The sequence below is a fragment of the Marinomonas sp. THO17 genome, assembly GCF_040436405.1.
Classification (GTDB): domain Bacteria; phylum Pseudomonadota; class Gammaproteobacteria; order Pseudomonadales; family Marinomonadaceae; genus Marinomonas.
In genome coordinates this window covers 2,570,812-2,583,968 of record NZ_AP031575.1, presented here as the reverse complement: position 1 = coordinate 2,583,968, position 13,157 = coordinate 2,570,812, and the positions used below count along the sequence as shown (strand labels likewise).

Below are 13,157 nucleotides of genomic sequence, written 5' to 3'. Positions count from 1 at the left end.
ACTCTGCTGAACAAAGGTGCTGTTTATAGCGCTGGACAACTCTCACGTATTACCAGCTCTGTCTCTAATACCACGTCTTTCGCTTCGCGCAATCCTAAAAAGACTTCCGCCGCTAAACGACCTTTCTCAACCGTTTGCTGATGAATGGTGGTAATAGAAGGGTGAAAGTTTTCACTTTCGGCTATACCGTCAAAACCCACTACTTGCAGATCTTCCGGTACACGAATGCCCAATTGCAGAGCCGCTTGTACCGCAGCAATGGCAATACAATCACTCATACACAGTAAAAGCTGAGGACGGTTAGCCATGGTCAACGCTTCTCTCGCTGCTTGATAAGCCAATTTGTGATTGTTCTCAGGAATGTTCCAGATGCACTCTGACGGTACAACAATTTGATGCTCTTTGAGGGCTTCAAAATAACCATATAAGCGTTGAATCGAGATCGACGCAGCACGATCAAACAACTCATCTTCACGAATACGACAGACACGATCCGTGTCTAATAAACTCAAGCCCAAAATGGCCACACTTTGAGGATTATGCGTCAAGGCGTGTTTAGCAATAGTATAAGCGCCACTGTGGTTTTCCACATTCACCGAGGTGGTGCCAGGAATAAAACTGTCCACTGTGATGATGTTTTTGTTGGGCATTAACCAAGGTGCGTTAATGCATTGTTGAGGTTTGTGTCCATAGACAATAAAGCCATCTACCATAGAAGATTGCATGCGGCTTTGGGCGTCTTGTTCTACCTGATCTGAAGACAACAGCAGCATATTGTATTCGTTAGCTTCAAAAATTTCCGCCATGCCTTTCAAAAATTGATTAGCAACCGGATCGGTTAAGCTATAACTCAAGTCATCCGATAGCACAATTCCCACAATACCAGTTCGCCCTGTACGCAAACTACGTGCAGCCGCATTCGGGCCAAAGTAACCCATTTTTTCACATTCGCTGAGAATGTTTTCACGCAAAGTCGCCGATAATTGATCCGGCCGATTAAAGGCATTTGAAATGGTTGCGGTGGAGACCTCTAAGCGTTCCGCTACATCTTTCAAGGTCAACTTTTTTATGTTTTTCTTCATATGAACACTCACTAGAAATAAGAGTCTTGCCTACTGAGTTCCATTTTGCATAACGGCAAGACTCATGCATTCTATCAAGCTTTCTAAAAAGTACGAAGACCTCGACTTCTACTAGATCCCAATAAACAACAAACCAGCAAAAGTCACCACGTCCTTAGCGCTGACGCGCATAACAAGCTTGATAAGCAGGCAAAGTTAAAGTTTGATTCGATAACTGACATTGGAAACCATGACCTTCAAGAAGCTCTAAATCACCTGTATTTAAGGTAGCAACTTGTTCTTTTCCGGTCAGGTTCAATACCACCAATAAGGAGTCTTCTTGGTAGTCACGTACAAAGGCAATCAAGTCTTCATTGGCAACATCGATCTGTTCTAGCTCGCCATTGACCAAAGCAGGTTGTTGTTGACGCCATTTAATGAACCGACGCATCTTTTGTAATAGAGAGTCTGGCTTAGCTTCTTGCTCTGCCACACTCAACGGCAGATGGTCACTATCCACTGGCAACCAAGGCTCCACAACAGAGAAACCGCCTTGAGCTTTGTTTTCCCAAACCATAGGGGTACGGCAACCATCACGACCTTTAAAAACCGGCCACAACGGAAAACCATATGGATCTTGGATGCGATCATAAGGTACATCCGCTTCTGGCAAACCCAGTTCTTCACCTTGATATAAGCACACACTACCGCGAATGGAAGAAATCAACGCCGTGACAATCAAAGGATAAGCTTCAGCATCTTCATTCGCACCCCAGCGAGTACGTGAACGCTCTACATCATGATTCGAAACCGCCCAACATGGCCAACCATCACCCACTATGTCCTGCATATTTTTCAACACATCACGGATATAGGCAGGTGAATGGGGCTTATTCAATAAATCAAAAGTATAAGCCATGTGTAGTTTATCACCACCAGAAGTGTATTCCGCCATACGATTCAGAGGAAAATCGTCACCGATTTCACCCACAGTGGTACTGCCTGGGAATTCATCCATCAAAGCACGCAATTCTTGCAGGAATGCCAAGTTTTCTGGACGACTCAAATCATATACATGACGCTGATAAGTATATGGGTTGTCCTCTGGCGCACCTTTGGTTTTTGGCTCGCCCGGCAGGACTGGAGGGTTATCTTCCAAGCCTTCACTATGGAAGTAAAAGTTCACGGTATCCAAGCGGAAACCATCGACCCCTAACTCTAACCAGAAACGCATGTTATCTAGATGCGCCTTACGTACTTCAGGATTATGAAAGTTCATGTCTGGCTGAGATTCTAGGAAATTATGCAAATAGTATTGCAAACGACGGCTATCCCATTTCCAAGCACTGCCACCAAAGATAGACAACCAGTTATTTGGTGGCGAACCATCTGGCTTAGGATCAGCCCAAACATACCAATCCGCTTTTGGATTGCTTTTATCCTGACGACTTTCTTCAAACCAAGGATGCACATCAGAAGAATGACTGATCACCTGATCGATCATTACTTTCAAATCCAGCTCGTGAGCACGGTTCACGAGTTTCTTGAAATCCTCCAAACTACCAAACATTGGATCAATATCGCAATAATCCGATACGTCATAACCAAAATCTTTCATTGGTGAAGTAAAAATCGGCGATAACCAAATGGCATCCACTCCCAACGAGGCTACGTAGTCCAATTTACTGGTAATACCAACCAAATCGCCAACACCGTCGCCATTAGCATCCATAAAACTACGCGGGTAGATTTGGTAAATGATCCCGCCTTTCCACCAGTTCAAATTGGTTGTCATATTGACTCTCCAAAAACAAAAAAATTGTGATAAGGCACAGCCTCATCACAAGTAACAATCAGATTGATATTAACGACGGTAAGACAATTCTTGTTCGTCGAATAAATGCATTTTTTCTGGCAACGCAGACAAATGAACTTGGTCACCACGCTGGGTATTCAAGGTTCCGGATTCTTTAGCAATCACCATGTCTTCACAACCTGGCACCTGAATGTATAACAAGGTAGCTTCACCTAAAGACTCAACAAACGACACACGACCTGACAAGAAGCCTTCATCTGCGGTGGCTACCACACTCAAATCTTCAGGACGAATACCAAAGAAAGCAGGCTTAGATTGCTCGCTTTCAGCAGTGGTGATGGGCGCTGTTACAGACATATCATCCGACAAAGACAGCTCTGTTTGCTCACCCGTTTTCTCAATACGGCACGGCAAGATGTTCATCGCCGGAGAACCGATAAACTTAGCAACAAACACATTAGCAGGGTTTTCATATAACTCTAAAGGTGAACCCACTTGTTCAATGTTACCCGCTGACAACAGCACAATACGATCGGCCAAGGTCATGGCTTCAACCTGATCATGGGTGACATAAATCATAGTTGAATCCGGCATACTGTCTTTCAGATTGGCAATTTCCATACGTGTTGCCACGCGCAATGCCGCATCCAAATTAGACAAAGGCTCATCAAATAAGAAGACTTTTGGACGACGCACTATGGCACGGCCAATCGCCACACGCTGACGCTGACCGCCAGATAAGGCTTTTGGCAAGCGATCAAGATAAGGTGTTAATTGCAGCATATCTGCCGCTTTACGCACTTGCTGATCGATTTCTTCCTTGCTTGCTTTAGCAATTTGCAAGCTAAACGCCATATTGTCATAGACTGTCATATGCGGATATAAAGCGTAGCTTTGGAATACCATGGCAATGCCACGCAAAGCCGGAGGAATATCGTTTACCACCTGCCCATCGATTTCCAAAGTACCAGCTGAAATCTCTTCCAATCCAGAAATCATTCGCAATAAGGTTGATTTACCACAACCAGATGGACCCACAAACACAATGAATTCACCTTGTTTGATGTCCAAATTAATGTCTTTTAATACTTCAACTTTATTCGAATAAATTTTCTTTACATGGGTTAACTTAACATCAGCCATGATTTTAATGCCTCAATCTAAATGCTTAGCTTGAGTGAGGAGCCTTGCTCAACTCACTCGCCTGGATGGTTTATTTCACTGATCCTGCCAGCAAACCGCGTACTAAATAACGCTGTAAGCTGAAGAAGACACACAAAGGAATAATGATGGTAATGAAGGCTGACGCCGTCAGGATCTCCCAGTTACCGCCACGGGAACCCAACAATTCACGCAACTGCCCCGTCAGCACCAAATGCTCCTGATTGTTCCCCAAAAACACCATGGCAATCAGCAAATCATTCCATACCCAAAGGAACTGGAAGATGGCAAATGACGCCAGCGCAGGGAAAGATAAAGGCAAAATAATTTTGCGGAAAATATCAAAGTCAGACGCCCCATCGACACGCGCAGATTCGATAATTTCACCCGGCAAACCAGAGATATAATTACGCAGTAAATAAATCGCTAAGGGGAGACCAAAGCCGGTGTGTGCCAGCCAGATTCCCACATAGGTTTTCGAGCCCACACCGAAAAATTCCCCAATTAGATTGTAACTCTTTAGTAGAGGTATCAATGACATCTGCAAAGGCACCACCAACAACCCTACCACGCCAGCAATCAGCAAAGCACGCCCGGGAAAACGCATCCACGCCAAAGCATATGCCGCAAAAGCCGCTACCAAAATGGGAATAATGGTGGCGGGAATGGTCACTGTCAGGGAGTTAATAAAAGACTGTCCAAGTCCTTCTGCACTCAGTACTTCACGATAGTTATCTAGGGTGAATCGAGGTGGCACTTCTGCGGTGTAGAAAATACGTTGTCCACGGGAGCCTTTCCATTCGGTAGGCGAAGACAACACGTAATCCCCATTGGCATTCACTTGTAAGGAACGGCCCTGTTTCATTTCGGCCACTTCACCAACAGCAAAGGCTTCAGGTTTTAATGAGCTATAGCCAAAACGCGCAATTTCACCGCTTTCACCTTCAAGCAAATTACCACGGATAACAAATACATCACCTTCTTGCACTTGCGACTGCGGTGTTTCCGCTCGCGCAACCAGACGTTGCTCCGATGTGGATAAGGCTGTCCACCAGCCAGACACAGACAACTGGTCTTTATCACGTATCGAAGAAATAAACAGACCCGCTGTTGGTATGGTCCAAATCACCACCAAAAACAACACAGTGGCATGAACCAAAAATGTGAGCGGCGTTCGCTTTGAAGAGGCAATCATATTAACGGCCCTCCATTTCTGCGTTTGCACGCTTAATGTTCCAAATCATGATAGGAATAACCAATACCATAATAACAATCGCAACCACTGCTCCCCGGCCAAAATCACCACCGCCACGGAACATCCAATCAAACATCTGATTGGCTAAAACCTGTGTGTCCCACTGACCATTAGTCATGGCCAACACGATATCGAATACTTTCAACACCAGAATGGTAATGGTGGTCCACACCACGGCAATAGTTCCCCAAATCTGTGGCACCATAATTTTAAAGAATATTTGCAAACCGTTTGCACCGTCTAATACCGCAGCTTCAATGGTTTCGTCAGGAATGCCTCGCAGCGCGGCAGACAAGATCACCATAGCAAAACCCGTTTGAATCCAGATCAAAATGACCATTAAGAAGAAGTTATTCCAGAAAGGAATGGTGATCCAGTTTTGCGGCTCGCCACCAAAAAACACCACAACTGCATTCAACAAACCAATTTGCGCGTCATCGCCACTACGAAAATCGTAAATAAACTTCCAGATAACCGAGGCGCCAATGAAAGAAATGGCCATCGGCATGAAGATTAGACTTTTTGCAATATTGCCCCACCAGATACGGTCCGTCATGGTCGCAATAATTAAACCAAAAAACGTTGCCGCCGTTGGCACAACGATCAACCACAACATGTTATTGCGAAAAGATTCGAAAAACTCATCATTACCAAACAACCAAACATAATTGGAAAGCCCAACAAACTCATCACCGGTGCGATCAAAAAACGACAAACGGAACGAGTCGATCACGGGGTAAAAAAGGTAAAAGGTTAATAACAGAACGGCTGGACCTAAAAACAGCCAAGGACGCACACTGTTCGCAATACGCAAGTTACGCGCAATACGGTCTGCGGGGCGATCCTTAGTTGGAAAAATTTTATCTAATATAAAATTAGATCCATAAAAATAGGCAGCACATCCTAATACACCCATTATCATAATCGCTAATGCGGAAGCGAGCTGGGCCATAGCATCTCCAAAATACATCTGCGATGAACAGGACACATGTCCTTCATCTTTTGTCCGGCAAAAAATAACAAAAAGCCCCTAAGTAAACCGGTCACTTAGGGGCTTTACCAAATAGGATTACTTCAACGCATCCCATGTTTTCTGAATGTCTTCCGCAACTTCTTTGGCATCTTTACCACCAGTGTAATCAACCATACCAGTCCAGAAAGAACCAGCACCAATCTTACCTGGCATCAAATCAGAACCATCGAAACGGAAAGTAGTAGCATATCGTAAAATCTCACCCTGCTTACGCGCAGCATCGCTTGAGTATAGCTCTGGGTTAGCACCCAAGTGAGCAGACAAGAAACCTGTTTGCGCCATCCACAATTCGTGAGCGATTGGCGAACGTAAGAAATCAACAAACGCACGCGAACCTTTAGAATCGTTAGTGATGCTTACTAAAGTACCGGCCCCCAGTACTGGGTTACCTAAGTCCTTAGAAGCATAAGATGGGAAGTAGAAAAAGTCAGCATCCAAACCAAGCTGTGTGCCTTCTGGGAAGAAAGCTGGAATGAAAGACGCTTGACGATGCATGTAACATTTTGGTGGTGATTGGAACAAGCCTTTCGGGCTGTCACGGAAGTCAGTAGAAGCGACTGCACCTGCACCGCCATCAACGTATTCGTCGTTACGTGCAAACCAACCGAATTCTTCAATTGCACCAACAATGCGTGGGTCATCGAATTTCACTTCATTAGTTACCCATTGGTCATAAACAGACGCAGGCTGTGTGCGAAGCAACAAGTCTTCTACCCAGTCTGTTGCTGGCCAACCCGTCGCGGCACCTGAACCTAAACCAATACACCAAGGCGTACCACCATCGGCAACAATTTGTTTAGTAAGCGCTTTTAACTCTTCCATGGTTTCTGGTATTTCATAACCCGCATCAGCAAAGTTATCAGGAGAGTACCAAACCAAGGATTTCAAATCGGCACGATAGAAGATACCGTACAACTCGTCTTTGCCTTGACCATCTTTAAAGGTTGCCAAGTCAACCCAAGACTGGCCTGCAGCGTAATCTTTTGCAACAGCCTCTTTCACTTCATCACTAAGCGGTGCTAAAAAACCTTTCGCTGCCAAATCCGCAGCCAAACCTGGCTGAGGGAAGATAGAGATATTTGGCGCACTGCCCGCCTGCGCATCAATTACGATCTGTTGCTCAAAAGAATCAGAACCTGCGTAATCTACTTGCGCACCCGTTGCGTCTTCAAAATACGCGATGACGCGATCAAAGTTAGCTTTCTCATCGCCTAACCAAGGACCAAAAACAGAAATGGTTTCACCTGAAAGGTCGAGAGATTTTAAGGCTTCGTAACTTTCCCAGTGAAATCGAGAATCTTCGCCTGGCTTAAATACTAGATCTGCTGCACCTGCAGTAGTGGCGGAAAGAGTCATGGCGACTGCCATGGACAGAATTGATTTTTTCATCATTGCTCCTTTCAGACTCGCCAAGGAAATCCTAAGCTTTCCTTTGTTTGTTATTATCATGAGTCGAAACAAGGTAATCATGTTCTTCTATAAGGATTAAGAAGGTTTTTGATTATTAACAATCAAACGCCCTGCTTCAAGCTTCATACATCCTTAATATTATCTTAATTGTTTTTTCAATTTAGTAGACTTTGGCGAAAAAGCGAGCAATATTTTATTTTCATTTCTGTACAAAAAACAAACAGGCTTGTTTTTTTAACTATATTTCAGGGGGTTAAAGTTTTGTAAAATCGATTAACTGATCATTTTTTCTAACATTTCTTAGCTTCAAGTCAGATTTCAACAGACACAAAAAAAGCGTGATCAAAACACGCTTCTCTTGTCATTCTTAACTCGCTGAATTTATTCTTAACCGTTTAACAGAAGCCTCTAAATTCGCCTCAAATAGTGACGTTTAAAAGCGCTTCAGTTGTGCTTCTGCCTGCTCTAGGTTTGGTAAGGAAGGGTAAGCACCTAACTTGGTCACCGAATCTGCACCACAAGCGGCCGCAAAACGAATCACATTGTGTAGGTCTTGTTGCGAAAAATTTGTCAAGGATTGACGATCGCCTCCTTGTTCTGCCAATTGATACAAGAGACCACCAACAAAAGCATCGCCCGCTGCTGTAGTGTCTTTTACTGCCACTTTTGGCGTTGTCACCTTACCTTCCGCTTGACCTTTTGTATAAAAACGAATCGGGTTGCCACCATCGGTTAATACAAACAAGGTCACCCCGGCCTGCAAAGATTCTTCAATGAGAGCAAATGGATCTTCAGCCATTATGGCCAACTCTTCTAAACTGGCCTTCACCACATCCGCAGTCTGCATCCAGTCAATCACTCTCTGAGTATCAACCTCACTATTTGGCCAAAGGTTAGTTCGCAAGTTCACATCAATGCTGATAATCCAGTTAGCTCGCTTTGCCATTTGAATACCAGCCAAGGTAGCTTGCGTTATATCTGCATCCGTTAGGGTATTTGAACAGGTATGAAATACCCCTTTGGCATCCGTAAACCAAGCCGCCTCAAAATCTTCTTCGCGAAACAAGATGTCTGCAGATGGGCTACGGTAGAATTCAAAGCTGCGTTCGCCCGTTTCGTCCAAACTCACAAACGCCAATGCGGTTTTTGCTTCTTTGGTCATCAACATCTTGCCTGTATCAACACCATACTCATCCAGCGAGGCTTTTAAAAAGTGACCAAAAGCATCGTCTCCCACCTGACCAACAAAGTGACTATTCCCCCCCAAACGGGCAACCGCAACGGCCACATTAGCAGGTGCTCCACCCGGAAATTTAGTAAAGGATTCCAGCTCTCCTGCCTGGGTCGCACCATTTGATAAAAAGTCAATTAAGGCTTCACCAAAAGCCATCACTTTCGTTGTCATTGTGTTGATCTCTTAAAAATAAATATGGGTAAGATTAGTCGAAAAATTATGCAGGGCAGAAATAATTAAATCAATTTAATTTATTTAAAACGAATCGTGCAATCTCTAACCTGTAAACACAAACTAACCCTTCATCTGCGCGTAACTTACCGACTGCGAATTGGTTCACCGCAACTTTCTTGCTAGACTCAGTGCCAACAAAAAATGCAATAACTCTGAGCAATAGTATGACAAAAGCCAAACGTATCTATGTGGTAGACGATGATGACGAAATTCGCACCTTGCTCAAATCCTATTTAGAAAAACATCTGTTTACCGTTTTCAGTGCCGATTCTGGAGAAGCCTTTTTGGCAGACTTCCGACCGGAACAAGAAATTGATTTGGTTATCTTAGACATAATGCTACCAGGGCAAGATGGCTTTTCCATTTGTCGAGCCTTACGCGAACAGTCCCATGTTCCCGTCATTATGCTGACCGCAAATTCCGATGAAATGGATCGTATTATTGGCTTAGAAATTGGTGCCGACGACTACCTTGCCAAACCTTTTAACCCTAGAGAATTACTGGCCAGAATGAAAGCCATTCTAAGACGGATGGAACAAATCGAAGTCAGTCATGAACCTACACAGCATCATGACAGCCCTCGTCTATATCATTTTGCCAATTTCACTTTAGACACCTTGTCACGGGAACTGCATTACCAGCAAGAAAAAGAATCTTTGTCAGGTGCGGATTACAACCTGTTAATGCTGTTCTTAGATAATCCAGGGGAAGTACTGACTCGTGAACACATTGCCGAAAACACTCGAGGACGAGACAGTGCACCACTAGATCGTTTTATTGATGTGCACGTCAGTCGTTTACGTCATCGTCTGCGTGAAGATGCTCGCCATCCCCAACTGATTAAAACCGTACGCGGTCAAGGCTATATTCTGACCGCTTCGGTAAGAGTAGAAGAGCATGTCGACTAATCGTTCAGACAATTTTGCAACACGCTTGAAAACTTGGTCGCAATCATTAACGGGACAGATTCTCATCATCATGGCGCTGGGCGTGGCCAGTGCGCAATTCATCAGCTCAAGTTTTTGGTTACGCCAATTAGAGTCCGAGACAGAACAAAATGTCCGTGAAGTCTCTAAACACATGGCGTTTCGTATCGCAGCCACCGTCAGCTATTTCACCTCCTTGCCAACCAATTATCGCCACATAGTAATAGACCAGCTGCAAGACATGGGTGGCACGCGCTTTTTTGTCACTCTGAATAAAGAAGAAATCTTTATCAACCCACTGGAAGATTCCCCATTAAAAGACATAGTCAAACAGGAAGTGCAATCGACTCTAGTCAAACAATTAGGTATCCACAATGCAAAAATCACCTTTTCTAGCCCCAGCGATTTGCACGTTATCAACAATCAGACCCGCCTAATGGATTTACCTGAACGTTGGGGTCACCACAGTTTACTGGTAAAACCTCTGACACCACCCATTATCGTCATTCAAATTCCGATCAATGAAAAAGACTGGCTATATCTTGCCAGTCTGATGCCCGATCCCTACTTCTTGGATGAGACCACCGCCTTAAGTGGTGATCGTTTATTCTCCATGGCCATGTCGGTGATTACTGTGCTGTTGTTAAGCATCGTCATTTTGCGCCGCGTCACAAGACCCTTAGCCACTTTAGCACGTGCTGCTGAACGTTTTGGTCAGGGCGATTGGCAACCCATTAAAGAAGACGGCAGTGTTGAAGTACGCAACACAGCAAAAGCCTTTAATGACATGCAGCGCCGTATTCAACGCTACTTGAATGATAGAGAAAAGTTGTTTGCCTCCATTTCCCATGATTTAAAAACCCCTATTACTCGCCTTCGTTTGCGAGCTGAAATGCTTGATGAAGACGACACTCGTGACGCCATGATTCGTGATTTAGAAGATTTGGACATGTTAGTAAAAGGCGCATTACAGAGTGTAAAAGAGACAGATATTCACGAAAATCGCGTCGAAGTGGACATAAGTCGAATGCTCAAAGACATGCAGATGACGGCCAACTTACACAGCCTCAAAATCATTCTAAAAGGCGAGCTTAACTACCCATACATTGGTAAGCCACTCGCCATTAAACGCTGTTTGGGTAATTTGGTGGATAATGCTTTGTACTATGGTAAACGCGCCACCATTCATATTGAAGACGATGAAGAAGGCGTCAGTATACGTATTTGTGATCAAGGCCCCGGCATTCCGCTCGACAAGATTGACAAGGTCTTCCAACCTTATACCCGCCTAATTGATGAGCACAATGGTCATCCTACTGGCATGGGCTTAGGTTTGAGTATTGCCCGCAATATCGCCCGTGCGCATGGCGGTGAAGTGACATTGCGCAACCATCCTAAGCAAGGCTTAGAAGCCAAAGTCTGGTTACCTCGCCACTAAACTCAGCGAAGCTGACACCACTTTGCAAGACTTTGTTACATTAGGTTGCTCTACTTTACCCCCGTACTTTCTTTACTTTGATAAATTCGTCAGTTCGAACAAAGGTTAAGCTGATTTTCAGAGAATATTGATTTATCAGAAAACTGAGTCGAAACGCAAAAACATTACGCAATGTCAAAACTTCATTGTATTTGACAAGTCGAAATAACAATAACAAAGGTTTCTATCATGAAAAAAATTGCCTTAGGATTAACTTCTGTTGCTCTTTCATTGGCTGCTGCGCACAGCCAAGCAGGTGAAGTAGAAGTACTTCACTGGTGGACATCCGGCGGTGAAGCTGCTGCGATCAATGTTCTTAAAGAAGAAATGGTTGAAACAGGCCACACTTGGAAAGACTTCGCAGTCGCAGGTGGTGGCGGTGAGTCTGCCATGACAGTACTAAAATCTCGTGCCATTGCTGGCAATCCACCTTCCGCGGCACAAATCAAAGGCCCTACCATTCAAGAATGGGGTGATCTAGGCTTCCTAACCAACCTTGATGACGTTGCTGAAGAAGGCGATTGGGATGTTATCCTACCTGGCGTTGTCAGCGAAGTTATGAAGTACGATGGCCACTATGTTGCAGCGCCAGTAAACGTTCACCGTGTAAACTGGATGTGGGCAAACCCTGAAGTATTCCGTAAAGCTGGCGCGGCTATCCCAACCACGTGGGATCAGTTCATCACCGAAGCCAAAAAAATTAAAGCGGCAGGTTTCACTCCGCTGGCACACGGTGGCCAAGCTTGGCAAGACGCTACTCTATTCGAAGCCATTGCCCTTTCAAAAGGCTCAAGATTCTACAACAGCGCCTTTATCGCACTGTCTGATACAACCCTACGCAGTCAAGATATGATCGACGTATTTGATACCTTCAAACAAATGCGTGAATTCGTAGATCCAGGTTTCTCAGGCCGTGACTGGAACATCGCCACTTCTATGGTGATCAATGGTGAAGCAGCCATGCAAATCATGGGTGACTGGGCGAAAGGCGAATTTACCGCTGCAGGCAAAAAAGCTGGCATTGATTACGTTTGTTACCCAGCACCAGGCACCAGCGGCACCTTCACCTTCAACATTGACTCTTTGGCCATGTTTACTGTTGATGGTAGCGACCAACAAGAAGCTCAAAAAGACCTAGCACGTTTAATTCTTGAGCCTAAGTTCCAAGAAACCTTTAACTTGAACAAGGGTTCTATTCCGGCTCGCTTGAACATGCCTCGCGAAAAATTTGATACTTGTGCACACTCTTCAATGGATGCTTTCTTAGCAAGCTCAACTACAGGTGATCTAGTACCAAGTATGGCGCATGGCATGGCTGTGAACTCTATGATTCAAGGTGCCATCTTTGACGTAGTAACCAACTTCTTCAACGATGACTCTATGACATCGCAGGAAGCTGTAGACAAGCTAGCTCGTGCAATTAAAGCCAGCATGTAAACCCGATTTGGCAGACTAACTGCCAAGTGTAATCGAGGCTGGCCCTCAGGTCAGCCTCTTCGTTTCTTCTCTGTAGTGAAGCATCAATTATGAATACAAAAGCTGCCAATTCT

Annotated in this window: 10 protein-coding genes; 3 read left to right on the top strand and 7 right to left on the bottom strand. The window is 44.6% G+C overall.

Annotated elements, in window-relative coordinates; genetic code table 11:
- Nucleotides 1-23: 23 nt before the first annotated feature.
- The 7 genes from ABXS85_RS12285 to ABXS85_RS12255 form a co-directional block, all read right to left on the bottom strand.
- Nucleotides 24-1,082 (bottom strand): LacI family DNA-binding transcriptional regulator, encoded by a 1,059-nt coding sequence (locus ABXS85_RS12285; protein WP_353666826.1) that lies wholly within the window; start codon nt 1,080-1,082, stop codon nt 24-26.
- A gap of 154 nt (nt 1,083-1,236) precedes the next feature.
- Nucleotides 1,237-2,856, bottom strand: a complete 1,620-nt coding sequence (locus ABXS85_RS12280) for an alpha-glucosidase family protein (RefSeq protein ID WP_353666825.1) — start codon at nt 2,854-2,856, stop codon at nt 1,237-1,239.
- A 69-nt stretch (nt 2,857-2,925) separates the two neighbouring features.
- Nucleotides 2,926-4,020, bottom strand: a complete 1,095-nt coding sequence (gene ugpC / locus ABXS85_RS12275) for a sn-glycerol-3-phosphate ABC transporter ATP-binding protein UgpC (protein ID WP_353666824.1) — start codon at nt 4,018-4,020, stop codon at nt 2,926-2,928.
- Between the two features lie 70 nt (nt 4,021-4,090).
- On the bottom strand, nt 4,091-5,233 hold the full coding sequence (locus ABXS85_RS12270) for a carbohydrate ABC transporter permease (protein ID WP_353666823.1): 1,143 nt from the start codon (nt 5,231-5,233) through the stop codon (nt 4,091-4,093).
- A gap of 1 nt (nt 5,234) precedes the next feature.
- The gene (locus ABXS85_RS12265; protein WP_353666822.1) at nt 5,235-6,245 is read right to left on the bottom strand and encodes a sugar ABC transporter permease; all 1,011 of its coding nucleotides are present in this window, start codon (nt 6,243-6,245) and stop codon (nt 5,235-5,237) included.
- 117 nt (nt 6,246-6,362) lie between these two features.
- Nucleotides 6,363-7,715: an ABC transporter substrate-binding protein gene (locus ABXS85_RS12260; protein WP_353666821.1), complete on the bottom strand. Its 1,353-nt coding sequence runs from the start codon at nt 7,713-7,715 to the stop codon at nt 6,363-6,365.
- Between the two features lie 454 nt (nt 7,716-8,169).
- Nucleotides 8,170-9,141, bottom strand: coding sequence for a carbohydrate kinase (locus ABXS85_RS12255; RefSeq protein ID WP_353666820.1), 972 nt, complete (start codon nt 9,139-9,141; stop codon nt 8,170-8,172).
- 227 nt (nt 9,142-9,368) lie between these two features.
- Between ABXS85_RS12255 and ABXS85_RS12250 the strand changes: the two genes are divergently transcribed.
- The 3 genes from ABXS85_RS12250 (at nt 9,369) to ABXS85_RS12240 (ending at nt 13,044) form a co-directional block, all read left to right on the top strand.
- Nucleotides 9,369-10,112 carry a response regulator transcription factor gene (locus tag ABXS85_RS12250; RefSeq protein WP_353666819.1) on the top strand — a complete coding sequence of 248 codons (744 nt, stop codon included), beginning with the start codon at nt 9,369-9,371 and terminating at the stop codon, nt 10,110-10,112.
- Entirely contained in the window at nt 10,102-11,568 is a 1,467-nt protein-coding gene (locus ABXS85_RS12245) for an ATP-binding protein (protein ID WP_353666818.1), read from the top strand. The genes ABXS85_RS12250 and ABXS85_RS12245 overlap by 11 nt, the downstream gene beginning before the upstream one ends.
- 228 nt (nt 11,569-11,796) lie before the next feature.
- On the top strand, nt 11,797-13,044 hold the full coding sequence (locus ABXS85_RS12240) for an ABC transporter substrate-binding protein (RefSeq protein WP_353666817.1): 1,248 nt from the start codon (nt 11,797-11,799) through the stop codon (nt 13,042-13,044).
- Nucleotides 13,045-13,157: the final 113 nt, after the last annotated feature.